The organism is Carbonatibacter coralli, from assembly GCF_039592655.1.
GTDB lineage: Bacteria > Pseudomonadota > Alphaproteobacteria > Kiloniellales > Kiloniellaceae > Carbonatibacter > Carbonatibacter coralli.
Window position 1 is genome coordinate 683199 of sequence record NZ_JBBUTJ010000001.1, and the last position, 21429, is coordinate 704627.

Below are 21429 nucleotides of genomic sequence, written 5' to 3' on the forward strand. Positions count from 1 at the left end.
GCCCTGCCTGACATCTCACTCGAATTTAAAGGATAGGGTCCATGATCCCTCAAACGATTAACAAATGTAATCTCTTTGTCGACGGCAATAGCTTTGCCGGGATTGCCAAGGAAATCACCCTGCCCAAAGTCATGATCAAGACAGAAGACTTTCAGGGTGCCGGAATGCTTGCGCCAGCTGAACTTGAAGCCGGACTGGACAAGCTGGAGATGGCTGTTGTGTTCCAGGAATACAATCTGGAAATCTTGCGCCAATTTGGAACCTTTTCCCCGGAAGGCGCATTGCTGCGCTGGCGTGGTGCCGCCCAACGCGAGGGCGATGACACACAGGTTGACGCCGTGGAAATAACAACCCGTGGCCGGCTGAAAGAACTGGATTTCGGTTCCTCCAAGCAAGGGGAAAACAACTCTCTGTCTGTCACCTATCCGTTGACTTATTTCAAATATGATCTCAACGGGGAAACAATCATCGAGATCGATATCGTGAACATGATTTTCGTCGTGGACGGTGAAGATCGTTACGCGGCGATCCGAACAGCACTGGGCATTTAAGCCAGAACAAAGACGGGGAAATACTCCCCGTCTCTCCAACTCTTTGAAAACAGAACAGGCATAGAATTATGAAAAACACAGAACTCAAAACTGTCACTCTGGAAAACCCGATCTCATTGGGGAAAAAAGAGATCAAGGAAATCAACATTCGTAAACCCATGGCTGGAGACCTGCGCGGCGGCATTTCAGTCGCCAAGATTGGTCAATATCAATGGGATGAATCCGCGAAACTGATCACGCGTATCTCGATCGATAACATCCCCGAAGAAAAACTGGAAGAACTCACAGGCAAGGATTGCGTTGCCTTGATGGATGCTCTTGCAACTTTTTTACAGTAACGGCTCTGCCTGATGACTTCGAAGCCGCCTGGGGCTTGATATCTCATGCCTTTGGCGGCTGGCCTCCGAGTGAAATGGATGGAATGGATCTGGAACAGTTCATGCGCTGGTACAACACGGCCCTCGATCTTCTGAAGGCACAGGCCGAAGCTATGAAATCCGGTTGATCAGTTTCTGTTCAGTGACCAGGGCATACGGGGACGGGATGTCGCCAGTCTGTATTCTGCCTCGTATGTTTCCATCATCAGACGATTGCTTGTCTCAAGATCGGCAATCTGTTCAGCAGACAAAAGCTCTCTGTCTTCTGCTGTGATCTCGATCAGCTTGGGCTTTGAGGGCACATCACGGGAACGGCTTGCAGAAACAAGGCCAAAGATCATCAGCAGAGCCAGCACCACAAGGCCGATCAGTGACACAAAAACGAATGTCACCGCATCCAGCACAAAGGCCAAAACAACAACTGCGATCAAAAGCACGAAACCCAATCTGTCCTCCTTTTTTGAAACCAAGGGTATTATAGCATGAAACCACTGACATTGCAGCTCAATCTCAATCTGAAAGAGAACTTTGCCAAGGGTTTGAACCTGTTCAACAGCGGGACAGAAAAGCTCCAGGACAATCTGGTCAAAACCCGAAGCCAGTTGCGCACCCTCGAACAGGCCGGAAAGCGCCTTGATGAATTCGATCGACTGACTGAACGATTGAACCAGAACTCCGATGCCCTGCAAAAGGCACAGGAAAAAGCCCAAAAGCTTTCCCGACAAATGGCCAACGGGGAAAAGACGGTTCAGCAAACAGCAACCGCCATGAAAAAGGCTCGGGAGGAAGTCAAACGCCTGAAGGAACAAAAGGTCGCGCTTACACAAAAGAGTCAGGGAATTACAGCAGAACTTAAGAAGCAAAACCTCTCAACATCCACACTGGAAATGTCAAAGCGGAAGCTGACACAGAGAATCAAAAAGGAATCAGACGCGCTCAAACAGCACAACAGGCAGCTGGACGAAAACCGCAAGCGTACTGAACGACTGGCAAAAGCCCGTGAACGTATGGACAAATCACTGGCCCTGCAATCCAATGTCTCCTTTGTGGGTGCTGCAGGCTTCATGGCTGGCCGGGGATTGCTCAACGGTGGGCTGAGTGTTCTGGAACCGGGGATCGGTTTTGAAGAGCAAATGTCCAAGGTCGGTGCCCTTGCCCGGATCGACAAAAGCAGTGAAGCCTTTGCGAGGCTCCAGGCACAGGCAAAAGAGCTGGGAGCCACAACACAGTTTTCAGCCGGCGAAGCAGCACAGGGTATGGGCTTCCTTGCCATGGCAGGGTTTGAGGTCAACGAGATCATGCAAACCATGCCATCCATGCTGGACCTCGCCAAAGCCGGCGCAATGGATCTGGCACGAACTGCTGATATCGCGTCCAACATTCTTTCCGGTTTTGGTCTGGAAGCCACTGAGATGGGCCGGGTCTCTGACGTTCTGGCCGCAACCTTTACCCGATCCAATGTCGATCTGGAAATGCTGGGCAACACCATGACCTATGTCGCCCCGATCGCACGGGAAATCGGTGTGTCGATCGAGGAAGCTTCAGCCATGGCCGGACTGCTGGGCAATGTCGGTATCCAGGGGGAAAAGGCCGGTACCGCCTTGCGCTCTATTCAGAACCGTCTGGCTGCACCGCCAAAGATGGCCGCTGATGCCATAGCAGAACTTGGTATCACAACACAGGACGCACAGGGCAACCTGCTCCCCATGATCGACATACTGGGACAGGTTGCAAAGGCCACCGAAGATATGGGCAATGCTGAACGCCTGGGACACTTCAAACACATTGCCGGTGCCGAAGCGGGAGCGGCCTTTGCCGAACTGGTCAATCAGGGCGGGACAGCAGCCATTTATGATTTCATTGATGTCCTGCGAAGCGCCGGGGGAGAGTCACGCCGCATTTCCAAAGAGATGGGGGACAATGCTGCCGGAGACATCAAGGCTTTTGCGTCTGCCTGGGAAGGTATGAACATTGCAATTTTTGAAACCAATAACGGCCCACTGCGCTCGATCGTTCAGAAGGGAACAGAGCTTGTCCGAACCTTTACCGCATGGATTGACGAAAATCCGAAACTGGCTTCCGCACTAACAGCCACCTTTGCTGTGCTGGCAGTCGGCATCACTGTAGCTGGCGGACTTGCTCTGACCATTGCCGGCATCTTTGGGCCGCTGGCTATGGTCCGTTTCGGGATGGCGCAATTTGCCTTATCAGCTGGTGGAGTGACCAAAGGGATCACTTTGATTTCCTCAGCATGGAAATGGCTGAATGTGGTCATGATGGCCAACCCGATTGTCGCAGCAATTACCCTGGCAGTGATTGCCATTGCCGGACTGGGTTATCTGATATGGGACAACTGGGACAGGATCTCTGCTTTCTTCCAGAAAATCGGCTGGTTGATTGATGCTGTCTTCGCCGGCAAGTGGGAAGCCGCGGCTATTCATATCAAATCCATTCTGGGGGACCTGGGTGATTACATCCTTTTCTGGATCGATCTGGCCATTGCCCCTTTCAAGCTTCTGGGCAAAGCCTTCATTGCTGTCTTCGACGGGATTTCATCGCTGTTTGAAGACAACACAATCGGCGTTGAACACACAGCACTTGAAGGCCCTGCAAGGAAAATTGAAACAGTTCCTGCAAAACAGGTTGCACAAGACACCTTCCGATCCCTTCGCGGGGGCGGTGTGACGGACAACAGCCAGACAGAAAATATCTGGAATATCCATGGAGGCGACCCCAAAGAGGTTGAGCAGGCTGTAGCCAATGCCATGGAACAGGAACGCTTGAAGAAACAGCGCCAGCAAAGGGGCGCTCTCTATGACTACGACACCGCCTATGGCGGACTTTAGGAGGCTGAACAGATGCTGATGTCTTTGGGGCTTTATGTCTTTCAACTCAAATCCGCACCGATCAGCAAGATCGATCGCACAACAAAGCAGAACTGGGCAGTCACACAACGAGTAGGTAAGCGCCCTGCCACTCAACACATCGGCCCATCGGATGACACCATCACACTGACCGGCGCATTGGCCCCGGAAATCACCGGCAAGGATATCGAGCTGGAAACACTCCGCGACATGATGCGATCAGGGAAAGCCTGGATACTCACAACGGGCACAGGTCAGGTTCTGGGCCCGTGGATTATTCTGGAGATCAAGGAAACCAGACGACATCTGACCAATCTGGGGCAAGCTCGGTTTATTGATTTCACTCTGTCCCTGCGCCGTTACGGTGAAGATCAGACTAGTGAACTCGGTGCCCCTATTGATTCCGCCCCGCCTGATTTAAGGCTGGCGCTTGGCAATCAGCAGCAGGCCACAAGCAACGTCCCACAAAGTGGCCCTCCCCCGCGTCCATCAAGGCGACCAGTATCAGCTGAAAGAAGCGAACAGCAATCTGCACAGGTTCCACTATGACCCCGCATTTCCAGATCACCGCCAATGGCCGGTCGATTACATCAGCCATCAACGAACACCTCATCAGCCTTTCAATCACTGACAAGCGCGGGTTTGAAGCCGATGATCTGTCCATCACCTTTGCAGATCCGGAACAGCGCTTTGCTCTACCCACCACCGGGGCAGCGTTGCGCTGTTCCATCGGCCTTTCCCCTTCGCAGCTGGTCAACAAGGGAAGCTTTACGGTTGATGATGTCAATCTGGACGGACCGCCAGACGTCATCACGATAACGGCCCGGTCCGTAGATTTTGCGAAGGCAATGAAGGAAGGCCGGGATCAATCCTTTTCCGGTAAAACCATTGGGGAAATTTTCGAATCTCTGGCTGACAAATCCGGACTGACACCACGTATTGCGGATGATCTCAGGGATATTGTGATTGACCATCTGGACCAGACCAATGAATCCGCCGCCAATCTGATCACCCGTCTGGGGCAAAGCTATGATGCCATCGCGCAAATCAAGGATGGCCATCTGCTGTTCATGCCCCGCGCCAAAGGTCGCACTGTGTCCGGTCAAAGCCTGCCGGGTCTGGCCATCGCCTACACAGGTATTGAACGTTTTCGCTATACCAATGCAGCCCGGCAAACCGACTATACAGGCGTCGAGGCCATTTGGCACAATCAGGCCACTGCCGAAACGCTCCGTGAACGTGCCGGCACAAAGGGCAACATCAAGACGCTGCGGGAAACCTACCCAACCAGGGAAGAGGCACTCGCAGCCGCTCAATCAGCCTTTCGTGATCTGAAGCGAAAAGAAAAAAGCATGTCTGTGACCCTGTCTCCAGGTAACCCCATCGCCCTCCCAGATCAGCCCGTCTTCCTTTCCGGCTTCCGGAACGAGCTTAACCGCATCAAGTGGATCAGTGGCGATATCACTCACACCCTGACAACCGGTGGATTGAAAACAGAAATTCAGTTGGAGGAAATTTTTATTTGAAAACAATAGCGAAATTCAGAGTCAATCCCTATTTTCAATAAAGAATGATTTCTTTACCGATTGCTGCTAACGTTACAGAGAGACTTGACATTAAGATCAAGCTCAGGCATTGCGCACGGCACAGGAATCTTCGTCTTTGAGGGGGAAGAAAGGGAGAAAGAGCCTTGACACAGACTGCAGAGTTCACACCTGCCCAAATAGCCAATTTCTTTCTTGATAAAGGAAAGAATGAAGGTATTGCGATTGAAAACCTGAAACTACAAAAGCTGGTTTATATCGCCTATGGCTGGTCTCTGGCTGTATTGGATATCAAATTATTCGACGAACCGATCGAAGCCTGGAAGCACGGCCCCGTGATTCCTTCGCTTTTCCATGAGTTCAAACACTTCCGTAAAGCCCCTATCACTCAATCTGCACTGGACATTGATTGGTCTGATTTGGAAGGACGTCTAAAACCAGCCCAAATTAACATCACAGATGAGAAACAAGCCGTTGTTCTCAACAAAGTATGGGATGTTTATAAAATTTTCACTGGCTGGGAGCTTCGTGCCAGAACACACGAGCAGGATACGCCATGGACAAGAGTCTATGCCCCAGATGAAAATCATCACATCAGAGATGAAGATGTTCGTGAGCATTTTGTTCAAAAAATTAACGATCTCATTGAGGCTGCTCACGCTGCATGACTGAAGAAAACCAAACTTCAGAAACAAACAGACCCCTGTTTGATGAAGACGTCTATCGCAATTTTGAAGGTACAAACGCCAAAAGCTTTCAAAAAGCAACACGCGATGTCGATCATGAGAAACGCATCAAAGAGAAAGATGAAGAAGGCGAAGCGGATCTTAGAGATCGCGTTAGAGCAGCTCAACGCTTGGCTATTAGCTCCATTGGTTGGGCAGTTTGGTTACTCGTTATTGGAGCCGCTTTTGCCGGATTTTTACTCATATTGCGATATACGTATTTGATTTGGGATCAAGCTCACACAATTTCATTTCTTCTCGGCAGAATTATTGAGTGGTTTATTGTTGCTGGTGCAGCAATGTTTGCAAAATCGAGATTGTTCGATATGAACAAAAAAGCCGGGGAGTAACCCGGCTTTTCAGAATTACTTCTGAGGATAGCCCATAAGCACCATACACAAGGCACTTGATTGGGCTGCAGGATTGGCTGACCTTTCTGCTACACCAACTCCGCCATAGAACTCATCAAGGCAAGTAACGAGATTGATTGCATAAGCTTTCAGCTCGTCCATAGATGACAGATTATCAATGCCGATATAAACAGCTGAAAAATCACCCGCTGTTGCCAGTTTATTTGCATAGCTTGCTGCATACCATTCGTTGCCATCTGCTTTATGAAGCGTTCCCCCGTTATACCATTCCTGTGCATAGGCGGTCGAAACAATTGAAAAAATGCTGAAAGTCAGCATAAGAGACAAATTTTTTTTCACTCTTATTTCCCTAGAAAAAATATCGCAGTGATTGTGCAAAAAAGGCCCCTAGATATGGGGCCTTAATTTACGAATGAGCGGAACAACCCGACGGATCAGAACCTTGCCGCATGTCCGTTTTTGTTGACCTTTGCGACGTTGTAAAATTGGCATCAAGCTTTTTAAACAATTGGTTTTCCAGATACTGTGCGAGTTTATCTGCCCGGTTTTTTTGTTGTTGCATTCGTGACTTGGTATCCCAATGCTTACTACACCCTTCCGGTTGGGAAAGGTGGTGTGGTTTTCCTTGGCAAACCTGTGTCAGACTTATGTGAATAGACCTGACAGCGGAGGATGTTAGCGCATCCCCGCCACCACTGAAGCAACGGATCAGTGGCGACAAACGGAGTGTGCAACAGGCTACATTTTACACGCAAGAGGTTTTTACGCGCTTTGCTATATTTTTATGCCTTCCTGTTCAACTGATCTCTTACCAGCTTCTCAAGGTTATCCACAGTATCTGAAAGCCTATATTTCTCGGGTTCCGATGATCGTTCCGGATCATTCAATAGATTATAGGTCCGGGCTGCCATGCCAATCAGGTCCAGGCAATTCATGTTCAACCCTTGTCGACTGTTGACCGTTTCCAGACCTTCTGCAATGTCCACCAGCATCGGAATATCAATCAAGCCCGGTGCTGGTGGTACAGCAACTCCCAACCCCGCATCAGAGCTTTCCTGCTGCTCTGAACCTGTCGCCAGCCATTCAACCGAAACACCACCAGCACGCGCAACAAGAACAAGCTTTGACAGTGTCGGTTCAGATTGCCCCTTGCGATAGGAGATCAGACTGGATCGGTTGATCCCCGTGGCTCTCGCCATAGCCGTGTCACCGCCTGCCTTTTCGATTGTTGATTGCATTCTTTGTGCAAAATTCTGGTCACTCATTAATTTTTTTTCCTCTTGCTTCCGTTCTCTTCCAGAAAGCCGCATGCCGTTGATTTCTGGTCATTTCCCCCTTTGGGAACAGAAACTATTATGTTTGGTTTTCCAAACAATTGAAACCCAAACAAACAATTTATTGTTGCTTTTTCCAAACAATAAAATCAGTTTTGTAGTGAATTATGAACATTCACTGCAAAAGGATACCCCAGTGCCTCTTTCTGCAACAGACCGAAAGAAAATCCAGATCAAGATTTTCAACAAGGCCAAGAAAAAATGGCCCGGTGAAAATCCTACCACGTTGCGAGATATCGCACGTCTGGAAGGGCTGGAAGATGAAGACACTTTCAGTAGCGCCCTGAACAACCAGCGTTTCAAAAAAGCAAAACAGGCAACAGCAGAGTTCCTCGAAGAAGATCCCGCGAAACTCTTCCCAAACCTGAACTGGTCCAAAGACTGATTAGACCTTCACTCGCCCAATAAAAAGCCGTCCACAGAGACGGTTCCACAGGTTCCATACAACATGCATCAAGAAACACTTTTCGAAGATCACCGGGTGGGCAGCCCTTCAACAATGAACGGAAAGACTGCCATGTCACCCCCAAAGCGAAACCAGGCCCCAGCCCCTGGTGTGAAGTGTCCTCACTGCAAAAGCCCGGCAAACAACACCAGAACCGTTGTGGTCAGTGAGACGCTCAAGGAAATTCGTTATCACTGCACCAACGAGAAATGCGGACACATCTTTCTGGCTGATCTGGAAATCAAAAGGACACTGGTTCCGTCTGATTGCCCAAACGCAGACATCAAAATTCCCCAGCACGATTTCAACGCCGCAAAAACCAACTGACCGGCATCCAGCAACAATCGTTCACAGGGGGTTATCATGTCCGCAGCTATCATCAATTACCCGTCCAGTTTCAAACCTTTTCTCAGCAACTTATTTGCACGGGTCTGCCAGCCTTTCTCTTCCGGTTCCTTCAAAGCTTTAAGGACATCAGAATCAAGTCGGATCGTGACCCGTTCTTTCGGATCGTCTGACTTGGGACGACCGGGGCTTCTCTTCTCATTTGATTGTTCCTTTGTTTCCATTCTCGTTCTTCCTTCAACATTCTGTCTTCATCAAGCATTTAATGTACGCACAATAATTATCTGCCACAAGATTTTTGTGCATACAAAAATAAAATTGACAGCTGTCAGTGCTTTCGCTAGTGTCGGACTTGAGGCGTCGAAACCTCATGTACACAGCGGGAACCGCACCCGACAGTTTGCGGTATTTTTGTGCCCTGTTTTTGGGGGCAATCTCGCTTATGGCGGGAGGGCAGCGGATACAACACCCTTCGGGGAAAGAAGCTCGCCTGATCTGTGTACAGGTTTCGAACCTCCCGCCACCAGGCTGGTCGTCGAAAGCCTTCTTGGTGGTGGTTGTTTAACAGCCAACACAGAAGGCGATACGATGACTGAGAAGCAACAAAGCGAATCTCTTTATTTCCTGACAAATGATCAACTGGAAGGACTGCGCGACTGCATCCGCCGGTTCAACGACATCACCTTGTCGCTGCCGATTGTGATTGAAGCTCTGGAAGTCAATGCGGATTTCCGAGAAGAAGCACCCATTCAGCTGGAAAACTCGATCGCAAACTTGCAGATCCTGCAAGAGAGCCTTGAACACGCCAGTAAACTGGCAAAAGACATCATGATTGATATCACCGCCCAAAGCGCCGGTGAGCTTTCAAACCAATCCACACAATCAGAGTAAATTATCATGGCTATCCGTGACGACATCCGGGCAGACCTGAAAAAGCGTCTGATTTCGGATTATCAATTCAAGGACCGCGGTGAATGGCTGCAGGGGGGCACATGCCCTTCCTGCGGGAAGCGCGAACTATTCACCAATGCTGAAAACCCGGCCTTCCTCCGATGCAACCGGCAAAACCGCTGCGGGTACGAAGAAAACACCCGCAATCTTTATCCTGATTTGTTCGAGAACCTGAACAAACGATACGAACCAACGCCAGAAGCGCCAAACGCGACCGCTGATGCCTATATGGACTTTGTCCGGGGCTTGCCCCTCAAGGACATCAAAGGATGGTACAGGCAGGAGAAATTCTGGTCACAGCGCGACAATGTAGGCACTGCCACAGTCCGATTTGATTTGAACCGTGAAAACAATATTTTCATGGAGCGCTTTGTCGAGACCATCACTGTCACAGATCAGGACGGGGTAAAGGTTAAGCGAAAGCAGCATTTCGGTGGCAGTCACAAAGGCATGGCTTGGGCGCCACCCGGATTCAAGATCGAACCGGGACGCGAGCTCTGGATTGTCGAGGGTATCATTGATGCAATTGCCCTGAACCTTTCAGGAAAGCCAACAATCGCGATCCTGTCCTGCGGGAACTACCCGGACCAATGGCTGAAGGACAAAAAGGTTCCTTTCAACGTTACTCTCGTCTGGGCACTGGACGACGACCCTGCAGGCCGCAAGTTTGCCAAGCGTCATGCAGCAAAAGCATTCAAGGAGGGTTACACCTCCAAAGCTGCATTTTGCCCGAACAGGGGAAAGGAAAAGATCGACTGGAACGAAGCCTATAAAGCCGGCGATCTGAAACAAAGTAGATTCTTTGAACAATGTCGGTTTGAAGGCGACCTGCACTTTGCAGCCAATGCCACAGACAGAGGTTTTATCATCTGGCAAGCCAAAGGCTTCAACGGCTTTTCCTTTGAGTTTAACAATAAAATCTATTGGTGGCAGTTGGACGGTGAACGCTTCAACAAGGAAGTCGACGCCTTTATCAAAAACAACGAGGGTAGAGGCCCCGACCATGAAGAACGGGACAAGATCGGACGCAGATGCGGAGCCATTGAAGAAATCAGCAACTGCAGGTTCGAGTTCCTTTACTTTCTGCAAAGCCGCTTCACAGATGAAAGCTGGTATTATGCAAAGATCACAATGCCAATGGGTGGCCGTGTTTTCAAAGACACGTTCACAGGGGGGCAGATTGCGGCATCCAGTGAATTCAAAAAACGTCTGCTGACGATCGCACCAGGTGCGCTTTTCTCGGGAAAGGGGCACCACCTCGATCACATTATCCGCACCGATCTGAACGACATCAAAACTGTCGAGACAGTCGATTTTGTTGGCTATGCCAAGGAATACGGTGCCTGGATATTCAATGACCAGGCAATCAAAGAAGGCAAAGCCTTTACGCTGAATGAAGAAGACTTCTTCGAACTGGGCAAAAGCAGCGTTAAAACACAGAACAAATCTGTTGCCCTGACATTGGGAGAAGCCAAGGCATACAATCCCGAATGGGTGAAAGACCTCTGGCAGGCTTTCGGTCCTGAAGGTATTGCCGCTCTGACCTTCTTTTTCGGTTCTCTTTTTGCTGAACAGATCCGATCGATGCACAAGTCCTTCCCCTTCCTGGAAATCGTCGGGGAAGCCGGTGCCGGTAAATCCACTTTGATCGAGTTTCTCTGGAAACTATTGGGACGAAACGATTACGAGGGTTTTGACCCGAACAAGGAAACGGTCGCAAGCCGGGCTCGTAAATTCTCACAAGGGGCAAACCTTCCGGTGTGTCTGATTGAAAGTGATCGGGAGGACGTTGCCAAGGTCAAGCAATATGACTGGGACGAACTGAAAACCGCTTACAACGGGCGGAGCCATCGGGGGCGGGGTGTCAAAAACTCCGGTAACGATACAGACGATCAACCCTTTCGCGGCTCGATCGTGATCACCCAGAACAACCCGGTCAATGCATCAGAAGCGATTCTGCAACGGATTGTCCATTTCTTCTTCACCACCAAGAGCCAGACCAAAGAAAGCTATCATGCAGCGAAACGTCTGGAGCAGCTGACGGTCGAGGAATTGTCTTACTTCATTGTCAAAGCCTGCACTGCTGAAAAGGCTGTTCTGGAAACAGTTAAAAAAGAAACTGCCATCTACGAAACAGAACTGCTCAAAACCAAGGACGTGAAGTCCAACCGGATCGCCAAGAACCACGCCCAAATGATGGCCTGTCTTTCTGCATTGCAACCGATCGCGGGGCTGACAGATGAAATGGTCGACAGAACCATTCTCGCTTTTGATCAGGCTGCCAAGGAACGGCAACACGCAATCGAGGCAGATCACGAAGTCGTCGCCAGGTTCTGGGAAGTTTACGAATACTTCCTCGCCAATGAGAAAAGAGCCAACCACTCGAACAGGGATGATCAGATCGCGATCAACCTCTCTGAATTCGAGAAATGGTCCTATGAGCTTCACCAGTCCATTCCAACTCTGGAAGCTCTGAAAAAGCATCTCAAAAACAGCAAAACACGAAAGTTCATCGACACAAAAGTCGTGAGTTCATCAGTCCTGAGCAAGTCCATTCGCTGCTGGGTATTCCAAACACCAAAAGGAGGCCAACACCAATGATTGTCGATCGCCAGAAACTCTCTGAAGTCATCCTGTTTGCCATTGAAACACTGACCTCCAAAAACGACGAGAATTGCACACTCCTGATAGGGCAGCTGGAAGACATCGAAGTCCAGATTTCTGTGACCAACCATCCTGATCACCTGATGGGGCAGTATTTGGATAACAACCAGGCAGAAGAGACCGCATGTATCAAACAAACATCACCCGGCAATGACTATGAAATGACTCTGCAGGATGCCCTGACAAATGCCGTGCTGATCAACGGAGAATTGGTCAAAAGCATCAATGCTCTTCGAAAGGAGAATGCATTCCTTCGGATGAACAGCTCAACAACAGTGATCAGGGGGAACCTGCAATGACCGTCTATGCCCTTTTCTGTGATGGCCATCAAATTTCTGATCCTGCCACAAGCACAGAAACCCTTCTCAAAGAAGCCAATGCCAACGGCCTGACAATCAGGCAACCAGACGGTGCGGTCCAGTTCCGTCCAGGCTTCATGATCAGCGCAACACGGGTACGTAATTCCAACCGGCTAAAAGCCATTCAGGAGCGGAGTAACAGCCATGCCAGCATTTAACTTTCAAAAGCAGTTTATTGCTTCCATCACTGAGGGAACCAAGACCGGTACCATCCGCAAAGAACGTAAAGACAAACGCTGCCCTGCTGACAAAGGCGACACACTCACGCTCTACACAGGAATGCGGACCAAACACTGTGCCCTGATCGCAGAAGTCGAATGCACTTCGGTTAAATCCTTCATGATCCATCAGGGACTGAACGAGCAAATTACCTGTTACAAGGACGGTCGCCCGATCAAGCATCAGGAACTGGAAAACCTCGCCATTGCTGATGGTTTCAAGAACTCCACCGAACTGGTGGCTTTCTTCCGGAAGACAGCCGGCTTGCCTTTTATTGGCTGGCATATCGAATGGGAGAGCAAGGCATGACCTGGCAAGCCGTTGTCACCTATATGTCCCCCCGCGCCTCGCAGATCCTCAACATCGAATCATTGAGTGAACTGGACAGCCTGATCGATCGGGGACCGGACAAGATCGAAATCGATCGTATCACCCTCACAACAACCACTCGAGATGCCGCCAAAGCATCGCAAGCCTTCTGGGGAAGGACAGAACAATGAATAAGCACCTCACGCCAAAACGCCAAAGGCAAGCAGCATTTCTGCCCTTCATGCTGGAACACATCCTTGATCTGATCTGTATCGATACAGAGTTCCATATCGATCACCCGGTTTCTCCGGAAGAGAAAGTGCGGCTGCAGACCAATCTCCCAACCATCAAACAGGCTTACAACCTGGCAAGGGAAGAGAGGATCAAAAACCTCTCAGATGCAAAAATACTTGTGTCCATGAAACGGGACTATAACGAGTTTTTTGCAGAACCACTGGCGCACAAGACAAACGGCTATGCCTTATTGATAGCCTTCTATATTTGCCGCGTTCTCCAGGACAACGATATCCCCGTTCCGGTCCCGCTCATTCAGGCTCTTAAATTGGTCCTTCCCTTTGCAGAGGAAGGCGAAAACAAAGACCGCATTGAGGGGTACAAAAAAAGTGCCTGGAAAGCAGCTGTCAAACTTATGAAACGTCTTCAAAGACGCGAATATCTGATCCCTCAATCCATGGAGATCGCCGCATGACAGTCATGGAAAAACTTGTCGGGATCGGTTCAAAAAGCAGCAGGGAAAAAGACGATTTCTATTCTACGCCATCAAAGGAAGCTCAGAGCCTTTTCGACCATGAAAGCTTCACTGGTTCCATTTGGGAATGTGCTTGCGGTGATGGGGCAATTAGTAAAACTGCGTTATCCAACGGTTACGATGTTTTAAGCACGGATTTGGTTGATCGAGGCTATGGGGCTTCAGGAGTTGATTTCCTCATGGAATACAAATCTATAGCTCCTAACATAGTCACGAACCCGCCTTTCAAGCTTGCAAAAGAGTTTGTCGAACATGCTCTAGCACTGGTGTCCGAATTCCCAGGAAATCCCAAAGGCCGAAAAGTGGCCATGCTTTTAAAACTCGGGTTTCTTGAGGGCCCCACCAAAGCTCACATCGTTAATCCAGAAGCTGGGCTGGCTCGAGTTCATATTTTCAGGAGACGGGTTTCATTTTTAAAAGGTGGAACAGAAAGCGTCAGTATGAAGGGTCGTGGAGGCATGATCGCATTTGCCTGGATAATTTGGGAAATCGGGTTCTCCGGCGTTCCAACGCTTCACTGGATCGAGGGAGAAAAATGATGACAGAAAAACAAATCCTGTCAGAAATCCTCTCAACAATTAAACAAAATCAATCGCTCTCATCAGAGCTATGGGCAATTGAGGATATTGCCCTCTTCCTGAAAATCTCACCCGATAGTGTTTCAAAAAGAATCACCAAGGTTAAAACTTTTCCCAAACCTATAAAAGTACCGACAACGGAAGGAACGATGAACCCCCGCTGGTACGCCCAAGAAGTGAGAGAATGGGTAAAAAGACATAAATCTTAATCAAGGCGCTGCGCGATCTCTGATGCTGTTGCATTGTAATAGATCATTAGGGATCGCGTATCTTTGTGGCCAACCATTCTGGCCAGATCCAACACATCAATTTTTCTAGCCAACCTGGTAAGAGCTTCATGCCGGGAGTCATGAAATTTCAAGTCCAGAATTTTCAAATCTTTCTTACATCGACGAAAGGCCATTGAAGCCGTCGTCTGGCTGCATTTGAAAACTTTCCCGGTCCCCGGCTGCATTGCTTGAAATAATTCAACAGCACGGCGCGAAAGAGGAACATCTCTTTTGTCGCCGTTTTTTGTATCCAGCAACTTACAGAACCTTTGATCCAGAAATACCCGCTCCCATTCGAGATCGAATAGTTCTCCCTGTCGCATTGCAGTCTCGATCGCCAACAAAAAGGCATAGGCGATAAACTGCTTTGAAGTAGATGGCGGCATCCCCTCCAGATAGTCCAAACCTTCCAGCAAAGAAGAAATTTCAGCATCAGAGATCCGGCGATCTCTGGCTTTTGGCTCTCTTGGCAAATCAGCATCCCTGCAGGGGTTCGTATGAATCCACTTCCACTTCTTTCTGGCCGTTTCAAAGACCGATGAAATCAGATGCACTTCTCGAAGAACCGAGCCAACTGACAAGCTTTTCAACAAGTCTTCGACAAGTTCGTTTATATCATCAGTTGAGACTTGGACGATTTGAACCGGTGCTATTGAGTATCTACAAAACTTCTGAAGGCGAATCTGCTCCCACCTTGCTCCCTTTTTGTTTGGGGAAACCTCTCTGGCATATCTCTCGAATGCATCCTCTACGGTTTTACCCAGGACAAGGCCAGATTGCTTTCCGAACTCTTCCTCTTTTTTTACAGCCCAGAGTTGAGCGGCAGATTTATTCGGATGAACCTTGGATGTATAACGGCCTTTTATCCGGACTTCAGCAATCCAGTCTCCTTGTTTTCGTTTACGGATAGAGGCCATTGAAGTGTTTTCCGTTCGTAATTCATTCGTAAATTATGCCCGGAAGTACCCCAAAACACCCCAAAATGTCCAGATATTGAAAATGAGATACAAGTCAAAGATCGCTTACACAAGGCGACAAACACCATAGAAAACAAAGGGTTTCAGGCACAAAAAAAGAGGTCTACCTGTTTCAGGCATCCTCTCTTTTACAGCTGCATTGGTGCCCCTGGCCTGACTCGAACAGGCACGTCCGAAGACAACGGATTTTGAATCCGTCGCGTCTACCAATTCCGCCACAGGGGCCCCTTGTGCAAGGGCCGGAAAAACACTGGTTCTTCAGGGTATTCCGGTCTGGTGCCGCATATTACTCAAAGCAGGGGATGATGCAAGCAGGCTTTTAAAAAGAATCATTTTTTTTGCTATTTTACACCAAATTGACTGCACAACTCTTGATATTTATACGCACATATGGTTGAAAGATAGGTAGATTAATGCACCAAAAAAAGAACGGCAAAGATCTGCATCAACAGGGAGATAGTGCAGCGATACGGAAGTATTGCCTGGAAAACAAACCAGACAGACCTCTTGAATTTCTGTCACAGACCCCTGAGAAATTATAAATCAACAGCGCAACATAAGAGTCTGACGGACACTCGCAAACAAAAACCGCAGACAAAAAGAAGACAGGCTGGAGAAAAGAATGCTCGATATTATCGATCAAGCCAAAAGCGGTTCGGCAGGCTCTGACAGCACTGCTACAACCTATGAAGAATGCACAGCTCGCATCAAGTGGTTCAACGTAACCAAGGGATTCGGCTTTGTTCAACCCGGAAACGGCAAGCCGGACGCCTTCCTGCACGCTTCCGTTCTGGAACCCACCGGACATCAGTCCCTGCCCGAAGGCTCCATGGTTCGCTGCGACATTGAAGCAGGACCAAAGGGCCTGCAGGTTCTGGTCATCCATGAAGTTCTGTCCATCCCGACGCCTCCTCCTCCGCTGGAGGCCGGTTCCGAGAGCGATGTCCTTGAAGGGCAGATCAAGTTCTTCAACGGGGACAAGGGCTACGGCTTCATCACGCTGGACAGCGACCCGACCAAGGACGTCTTTGTTTCAGCCCGTATCCTGGAAAAATCTGGGATCTTTCAGGTCACGCAGGGGCAACGTGTTCGCCTGCAGGCCGAAGAAGGTGGCAAGGGTCTTCTGGCCAAAGTGGTTGAACTGGCCTGAACAAAAGTTTATCTGAAGACAGCGCCCCCATCAGGCGGGCGCTGTTTTTTTGACCATTACAGGAAAAGACAGTGCGTCGAATCTATGACTGGACCCTGAGCCTGGCTGCTCATCCCCACGCCTTGCTGGCGCTCGGACTTGTCGCCTTTATCGAAAGCTCTGTTTTCCCCATCCCGCCGGATGTTCTGATCATCCCCATGATTCTGGCTGCCCGTGAAAAGGCGTGGAAAATCGCCCTGCTCGCGACCATTGGTTCAGTACTGGGCGGAATGCTTGGTTACGGTATCGGCGCACTGCTTTTTGAACAGATCGGCAAACCGGTCATCGATTTCTATGGCAAGGGTGCCTATCTTGAGGAATTCCGCACGGGATATCAGGAATGGGGCGCGTGGATTGTCGCAGGCGCAGGCTTTACCCCCTTCCCTTACAAGGTCATCACCATCGCTTCCGGAGCGCTGGATCTGAATCTGGGGGTCTTTACCGTCTCCTCGGTCCTGTCACGCGGCGCGCGCTTCTTCCTGCTCGCAGCTCTGCTCTGGCATTTTGGCACACCCATCAAAGCCTTTATTGAAAAGTACCTCAATATTCTGGCAACACTTTTCTTTGTCTTGCTGATCGGCAGCTTTGCCCTTCTCAAGTACATCTAGGACGATCCAACGGGGGACAGGACATGATTGCATCCTTGAAAAAACAGGCCTTGAACCCTGAAAGCGGCGTAGGCGCTCTGCTCCTCTTTGCAGCATCCGGGGCCATCCTGCTCTCGGCACTGGGTTTCCAGTATTTCGGCGGGCTGTTTCCCTGTGTCCTCTGCATCTATCAGCGCTATGCCTATGGAGCCGCCATGGCCTTTGCCGTCATGGCCTTTGGCTTCAAAGGCAACCCCTCGCTCAGGAACCTTTCCCTGGCCGGCAGCGCGCTGTCCTTTCTGGGTGGCGCAGCAACAGCCTTCTTCCATGTCGGGGTCGAACACCTCTGGTGGGAAGGTTCCTCCCAGTGCCAGGGGGAACCACTGGACCTTTCCCTCTCCGTAGAGGATCTGGCTGCGGATCTTCTGTCCCGCCCCTTTGCTCGCTGTGATCAGATCCCGTGGGATTTTCTGGGTCTGTCCATGGCGGGATGGAATGTCATCCTGTCTCTGGGCCTCTGCCTTGCCAGCCTCTATCTGCTGCGGCGCAGCCTGAAGCCGTCCTGAAAACTCACGAACCGGCCACAAGCAGGACGTTCCCGACCGCAGCGCTGATCAGCACTGTGAAGGTCAGAGCCATGCCCAGAACGCGCAGCCGGATCGGCTCATCAGGCTGCGACACAGCCCGGGAGTGGAACAGACGCCCTGCAAGGAGCAAGACTCCCAGTCCGTGCAACAGAAGGCCTGAAGCACCGTTCAGCTCCAGAAAGGCCAATAGAAGCAAGGCCAGCGGAACATACTCGGCAAAGTTCCCGTGAGCGCGAACAGCCCGCGCCAGTGTCATCTGCCCCTGATCACCGACAGCAGCACGAAAGATCCGTCTCAAGCGGATGGTTCTGAACGCAAGAACCAGATAGAGACAGACAAGCAGGGACGCATAGAGCGGTACAATCTTCAAAAGCATGACCTTTTCCCCTGACAAAAAGGGGCCGCACCCTGCAGCCCCTTCGAAAATTCCGCCATCGTATCCTACGAACCGGTACGGCAGCGATCATGTCACGGATCAAATCAATTCAGCTTGCCGTGACACTGCTTGTATTTCTTGCCGGAACCACAGGGGCAGGGTGCATTGCGGCTAACCTTGCCCCAGGTTTCCGGGTTTTCCGGATCAATCTCGGCCACAGCGGCTCCTCCGGCAGCAGCTCCTGCACCAAAGACAGAAGACCGGTTACGGGCCGGACCAGGGCGGTTCGGTGCCATGGCAGGATCGGCATTGCCTTCCTGCATCGGACCGGCCTGACGGGGAACTTCCGGGGCCTGATGCGCCTGCAGTTCGAAACGATGCAGCAGCATGGCCAGCTCATCACGGATAGACCCCAGCATGGCTTCAAACATGTCAAAGGCTTCACGCTTGTATTCATCCAGCGGATTGCGCTGACCATAGGCCCGCAGCTGAACCGCCTGACGCAGATGATCCAGGGACAAAAGGTGCTCTTTCCACTGTTTGTCCAGAACCATCAACAAAAGCTGCTGCTCCAGATTGCGCATGACCTCTGCAGAGTAGTTTGCAGTCTTGGCCGCAATTTTTTCGTCACTGTAGCGCTTGATACGATCAATCACTTCAGCATCGGCAATGCCTTCTTCCTCGGCCCATTCCCTCACTGGCATGTCAGCACCGAAAATGCGCGAACATTCCTCGTGAAGGGTATCCAGTTCCCACTGTTCCGGATAGGCATTCGGCGGGATGCAGCGTGCAACCAGATCCTCGATCACCTCGTGGCGCATGTCGCTGACGGTCTCCTGCACATTCTCGGCAGACATGATCTCGCGGCGCTGTTCGTAAACAACCTTCCGCTGGTCATTCATCACGTCATCGAACTTCAGCAGGTTCTTGCGAATATCAAAGTTACGCTGTTCCACCTTGTGCTGCGCCTTTTCCAGCGCACGATTCACCCAGGGGTGGACAATCGCCTCACCGTCTTCCAGACCCAGTTTCTGCAGCACGGTGTCCATGCGTTCCGAACCGAAGATGCGCATCAGGTCATCCTCGAGGCTCAGGAAGAACTTGGACGCACCCGGATCGGACTGACGCCCGGAACGTCCGCGCAGCTGATTGTCGATACGACGGCTCTCATGGCGCTCGGAAGAAATGACGAAAAGACCGCCGGCATTGCGGACAGTCTCGCCACCCTCGCGGACCTCTACCTCGATTTCGGCAATGCGTTTGGCCCGTGCCGCCTCGTCGGTCATGCCCGCGGTCTCGTGAAGGACACGCATTTCGGCATTACCACCCAGCTTGATGTCTGTTCCACGACCGGCCATGTTGGTTGCAATTGTCACCGAACCCGGAGCACCGGCCTGCGCCACAATGTAGGCTTCCTGTTCATGGAACCGGGCGTTCAGGATGCTGTGCGGGATCTTTTCCTGCGTCAGGAGCTTCCCGATGTACTCTGACTTTTCAATGGAAACCGTACCAACCAGAACAGGTTGCTGGCGTTCGCGGCATTCCTTGATCTGGGCAATGATGGCGTTCAGCTTTTCACGCTCTGTCCGATAAACTTCGTCATGGTGATCCACACGGGTCACAGGCAGGTTCGTCGGGATCGTCACTACATCCAGACCGTAGATGGAGGAAAATTCCTCGGCCTCGGTCATGGCTGTACCAGTCATGCCGGAAAGCTTTGGATAAAGACGGAAGAAATTCTGGAAGGTGATCGAGGCCAGGGTCTGGTTTTCACGCTGAATGTTCACCCGTTCCTTTGCTTCCAGCGCCTGGTGCAGCCCCTCGCCAAAGCGACGGCCTTCCATCATCCGGCCTGTAAACTCGTCGATGATCACGACCTTGTCGTCCTTGACGAGATAATCCTTGTCCTTGTGGAAAACCTTGTGCGCACGCAGGGCCTGATTCACGTGGTGAAGCGTGTTGACATTCTGGATGTCATAGAGCGAACCGCTTTCCATCACACCGGCTTCCAGCAGGCGTTCCTCCAGAAACTCGGTTCCCGCTTCTGTCAGGGTTACGGAACGGGATTTCTCGTCCAGCTCGTAGTGCTCTTCCGCCTCCAGAAGGGGAATAAAGCTGTCCAGTGTCACATACTGGTCAGAGGAGTCCTCGGCCGGACCGGAAATCACCAGAGGCGTCCGGGCCTCGTCAATCAGGATCGAGTCGACCTCGTCCACAATCGCAAAGTTGAACGGACGCTGAACCAGTTGATCTGCGGAAAACTTCATGTTGTCACGCAGGTAATCGAAACCCAGTTCATTGTTCGTGCCATAGGTGATGTCTGCAGCATAGGCTGCCTGACGTTCCTCTTCGGAAACACCCGGGTGCACGACACCGACATTCAGGCCCAGATAGCTGTAGATCTGCCCCATCCATTCGGCATCACGGCGGGCCAGATAGTCGTTCACCGTCACAACGTGAACGCCCTTGCCTTCCAGCGCATTCAGATAGACAGGCAGGGTTGCAACCAGTGTCTTTCCCTCACCTGTTGCCATCTCGGGAATCATGCCCCTGTGGAGCACAACGCCCCCCATCATCTGAACATCGAAATGGCGCAAGCCCAGTGTCCTCTGGGACACTTCACGGACTGTTGCAAAAGCTTCCGGCAGAATATCATCCAGACTTTCTCCTGCGGCCAGACGCCCCCGCAGTTTTTCTGTCTGGGCTTTCAGCGCATCATCATCCAGCGCCTTCAGTTCAGGCTCCATTGCGTTAATGGCTGTAACAATCGGATCCAATCCCTTGATGAAACGATCGTTGGCTGTGCCAAACAGGCGTTTGACGATAGAGCCGAACATGAAGAACCTCTTAAATACTATTCTGATGGACGGGGCAAAGACCCCTCTGAAAAAAAGTCTATTGAGAGATAGGGCCCAAGCCCCCCGATGTCAACGCGAACCCTCTTCGCTCACCCTCTTGTCAGCTAAATATACGATTATTATTGCCCTTTGCCCCTTTTCTGTCTGATTACTGTCATAGAAGCTTGTCGCAAAGCCGTCT

27 protein-coding genes and 1 tRNA gene are annotated in these 21429 nt (G+C 50.7%); 21 read left to right on the forward strand and 7 right to left on the reverse strand.

The features are described 5' to 3' along the window. Positions 1 to 41 precede the first annotated feature (41 nt). Positions 42 to 551, forward strand: coding sequence for a phage major tail tube protein (locus tag AAAH10_RS03080; RefSeq protein WP_343560428.1), 510 nt, complete (start codon positions 42 to 44; stop codon positions 549 to 551). 68 nt (positions 552 to 619) lie between these two features. Beyond that, positions 620 to 889: a phage tail assembly protein gene (locus AAAH10_RS03085; protein WP_343560430.1), complete on the forward strand. Its 270-nt coding sequence runs from the start codon at positions 620 to 622 to the stop codon at positions 887 to 889. Positions 890 to 1056: 167 nt separating this feature from the next. On the opposite strand, the gene AAAH10_RS03090 is transcribed toward AAAH10_RS03085, so the two are convergent. Then, positions 1057 to 1374, reverse strand: coding sequence for a hypothetical protein (locus AAAH10_RS03090; RefSeq protein ID WP_343560432.1), 318 nt, complete (start codon positions 1372 to 1374; stop codon positions 1057 to 1059). A 36-nt stretch (positions 1375 to 1410) separates the two neighbouring features. On the opposite strand from AAAH10_RS03090, the gene AAAH10_RS03095 reads away from it, so the two are divergent. The 5 genes from AAAH10_RS03095 (at position 1411) to AAAH10_RS03115 (ending at position 6411) form a co-directional block, all read left to right on the forward strand. Further along, entirely contained in the window at positions 1411 to 3774 is a 2364-nt protein-coding gene (locus tag AAAH10_RS03095; protein ID WP_343560434.1) for a phage tail tape measure protein, read from the forward strand. Between the two features lie 12 nt (positions 3775 to 3786). Then, positions 3787 to 4341 carry a phage tail protein gene (locus tag AAAH10_RS03100; RefSeq protein WP_343560436.1) on the forward strand — a complete coding sequence of 185 codons (555 nt, stop codon included), beginning with the start codon at positions 3787 to 3789 and terminating at the stop codon, positions 4339 to 4341. Further along, complete coding sequence (locus AAAH10_RS03105) at positions 4338 to 5318, forward strand: hypothetical protein (protein ID WP_343560438.1); 981 nt, start codon at positions 4338 to 4340, stop codon at positions 5316 to 5318. The genes AAAH10_RS03100 and AAAH10_RS03105 overlap by 4 nt, the downstream gene beginning before the upstream one ends. A gap of 164 nt (positions 5319 to 5482) precedes the next feature. Further along, entirely contained in the window at positions 5483 to 6004 is a 522-nt protein-coding gene (locus AAAH10_RS03110; RefSeq protein WP_343560440.1) for a Panacea domain-containing protein, read from the forward strand. Next, on the forward strand, positions 6001 to 6411 hold the full coding sequence (locus tag AAAH10_RS03115; protein ID WP_343560442.1) for a hypothetical protein: 411 nt from the start codon (positions 6001 to 6003) through the stop codon (positions 6409 to 6411). Before AAAH10_RS03110 ends, AAAH10_RS03115 begins: the two co-directional genes overlap by 4 nt. Before the next feature lie 15 nt (positions 6412 to 6426). Here the strand turns inward: AAAH10_RS03115 and AAAH10_RS03120 are convergent, their stop codons facing one another. Further along, the gene (locus AAAH10_RS03120) at positions 6427 to 6771 is read right to left on the reverse strand and encodes a hypothetical protein (RefSeq protein ID WP_343560444.1); all 345 of its coding nucleotides are present in this window, start codon (positions 6769 to 6771) and stop codon (positions 6427 to 6429) included. Between the two features lie 443 nt (positions 6772 to 7214). After that, the gene (locus tag AAAH10_RS03125) at positions 7215 to 7697 is read right to left on the reverse strand and encodes a helix-turn-helix domain-containing protein (RefSeq protein ID WP_343560446.1); all 483 of its coding nucleotides are present in this window, start codon (positions 7695 to 7697) and stop codon (positions 7215 to 7217) included. Positions 7698 to 7740: 43 nt separating this feature from the next. Here AAAH10_RS03125 and AAAH10_RS03130 point away from each other — a divergent pair, with 43 nt between their 5' ends. From AAAH10_RS03130 to AAAH10_RS03180, 11 genes are all read left to right on the forward strand, one after another. Next, positions 7741 to 8151 (forward strand): helix-turn-helix domain-containing protein, encoded by a 411-nt coding sequence (locus tag AAAH10_RS03130; RefSeq protein ID WP_343560448.1) that lies wholly within the window; start codon positions 7741 to 7743, stop codon positions 8149 to 8151. A 132-nt stretch (positions 8152 to 8283) separates the two neighbouring features. Beyond that, a complete protein-coding gene (locus tag AAAH10_RS03135) occupies positions 8284 to 8538 on the forward strand; it encodes an ogr/Delta-like zinc finger family protein (protein WP_343560450.1) in 255 nt (84 codons plus the stop codon). A gap of 36 nt (positions 8539 to 8574) precedes the next feature. After that, the gene (locus AAAH10_RS03140) at positions 8575 to 9447 is read left to right on the forward strand and encodes a hypothetical protein (protein ID WP_343560452.1); all 873 of its coding nucleotides are present in this window, start codon (positions 8575 to 8577) and stop codon (positions 9445 to 9447) included. A 6-nt stretch (positions 9448 to 9453) separates the two neighbouring features. Continuing rightward, positions 9454 to 12108, forward strand: coding sequence for a toprim domain-containing protein (locus AAAH10_RS03145; RefSeq protein WP_343560453.1), 2655 nt, complete (start codon positions 9454 to 9456; stop codon positions 12106 to 12108). Beyond that, positions 12105 to 12470, forward strand: a complete 366-nt coding sequence (locus tag AAAH10_RS03150) for a hypothetical protein (protein ID WP_343560454.1) — start codon at positions 12105 to 12107, stop codon at positions 12468 to 12470. The genes AAAH10_RS03145 and AAAH10_RS03150 overlap by 4 nt, the downstream gene beginning before the upstream one ends. Beyond that, a complete protein-coding gene (locus tag AAAH10_RS03155) occupies positions 12467 to 12688 on the forward strand; it encodes a hypothetical protein (RefSeq protein ID WP_343560456.1) in 222 nt (73 codons plus the stop codon). Before AAAH10_RS03150 ends, AAAH10_RS03155 begins: the two co-directional genes overlap by 4 nt. Next, on the forward strand, positions 12675 to 13058 hold the full coding sequence (locus AAAH10_RS03160) for an ASCH domain-containing protein (RefSeq protein WP_343560458.1): 384 nt from the start codon (positions 12675 to 12677) through the stop codon (positions 13056 to 13058). Before AAAH10_RS03155 ends, AAAH10_RS03160 begins: the two co-directional genes overlap by 14 nt. Continuing rightward, complete coding sequence (locus tag AAAH10_RS03165; protein WP_343560460.1) at positions 13055 to 13249, forward strand: hypothetical protein; 195 nt, start codon at positions 13055 to 13057, stop codon at positions 13247 to 13249. The genes AAAH10_RS03160 and AAAH10_RS03165 overlap by 4 nt, the downstream gene beginning before the upstream one ends. Further along, on the forward strand, positions 13246 to 13767 hold the full coding sequence (locus AAAH10_RS03170; protein ID WP_343560462.1) for a hypothetical protein: 522 nt from the start codon (positions 13246 to 13248) through the stop codon (positions 13765 to 13767). Before AAAH10_RS03165 ends, AAAH10_RS03170 begins: the two co-directional genes overlap by 4 nt. Beyond that, positions 13764 to 14366: an NAD(P)-dependent oxidoreductase gene (locus AAAH10_RS03175; RefSeq protein ID WP_343560464.1), complete on the forward strand. Its 603-nt coding sequence runs from the start codon at positions 13764 to 13766 to the stop codon at positions 14364 to 14366. Before AAAH10_RS03170 ends, AAAH10_RS03175 begins: the two co-directional genes overlap by 4 nt. Then, positions 14366 to 14614, forward strand: a complete 249-nt coding sequence (locus tag AAAH10_RS03180; protein WP_343560466.1) for a helix-turn-helix transcriptional regulator — start codon at positions 14366 to 14368, stop codon at positions 14612 to 14614. Before AAAH10_RS03175 ends, AAAH10_RS03180 begins: the two co-directional genes overlap by 1 nt. Here AAAH10_RS03180 and AAAH10_RS03185 read toward each other — a convergent pair. Both AAAH10_RS03185 and AAAH10_RS03190 read right to left on the reverse strand, forming a co-directional pair. Beyond that, positions 14611 to 15591 carry a tyrosine-type recombinase/integrase gene (locus AAAH10_RS03185; RefSeq protein ID WP_343560468.1) on the reverse strand — a complete coding sequence of 327 codons (981 nt, stop codon included), beginning with the start codon at positions 15589 to 15591 and terminating at the stop codon, positions 14611 to 14613. The two genes, AAAH10_RS03180 and AAAH10_RS03185, sit on opposite strands and share 4 nt — an antisense overlap. Positions 15592 to 15791: 200 nt before the next feature. Further along, positions 15792 to 15876, reverse strand: a tRNA-Leu gene (locus tag AAAH10_RS03190). Positions 15877 to 16273: 397 nt separating this feature from the next. On the opposite strand from AAAH10_RS03190, the gene AAAH10_RS03195 reads away from it, so the two are divergent. The 3 genes from AAAH10_RS03195 to AAAH10_RS03205 all read left to right on the forward strand — a co-directional run bounded on the left by AAAH10_RS03195 (position 16274) and on the right by AAAH10_RS03205 (position 17993). Beyond that, positions 16274 to 16801 (forward strand): cold-shock protein, encoded by a 528-nt coding sequence (locus tag AAAH10_RS03195; RefSeq protein ID WP_343560470.1) that lies wholly within the window; start codon positions 16274 to 16276, stop codon positions 16799 to 16801. 71 nt (positions 16802 to 16872) lie between these two features. Further along, positions 16873 to 17448: a YqaA family protein gene (locus AAAH10_RS03200; protein WP_343560472.1), complete on the forward strand. Its 576-nt coding sequence runs from the start codon at positions 16873 to 16875 to the stop codon at positions 17446 to 17448. A gap of 23 nt (positions 17449 to 17471) precedes the next feature. Beyond that, positions 17472 to 17993, forward strand: a complete 522-nt coding sequence (locus tag AAAH10_RS03205; protein WP_343560474.1) for a disulfide bond formation protein B — start codon at positions 17472 to 17474, stop codon at positions 17991 to 17993. Between the two features lie 4 nt (positions 17994 to 17997). On the opposite strand, the gene AAAH10_RS03210 is transcribed toward AAAH10_RS03205, so the two are convergent. Next, positions 17998 to 18390, reverse strand: a complete 393-nt coding sequence (locus AAAH10_RS03210; protein WP_343560476.1) for an MAPEG family protein — start codon at positions 18388 to 18390, stop codon at positions 17998 to 18000. A 104-nt stretch (positions 18391 to 18494) separates the two neighbouring features. Continuing rightward, positions 18495 to 21227, reverse strand: a complete 2733-nt coding sequence (gene secA, locus AAAH10_RS03215) for a preprotein translocase subunit SecA (RefSeq protein WP_343560478.1) — start codon at positions 21225 to 21227, stop codon at positions 18495 to 18497. Positions 21228 to 21429: the final 202 nt, after the last annotated feature.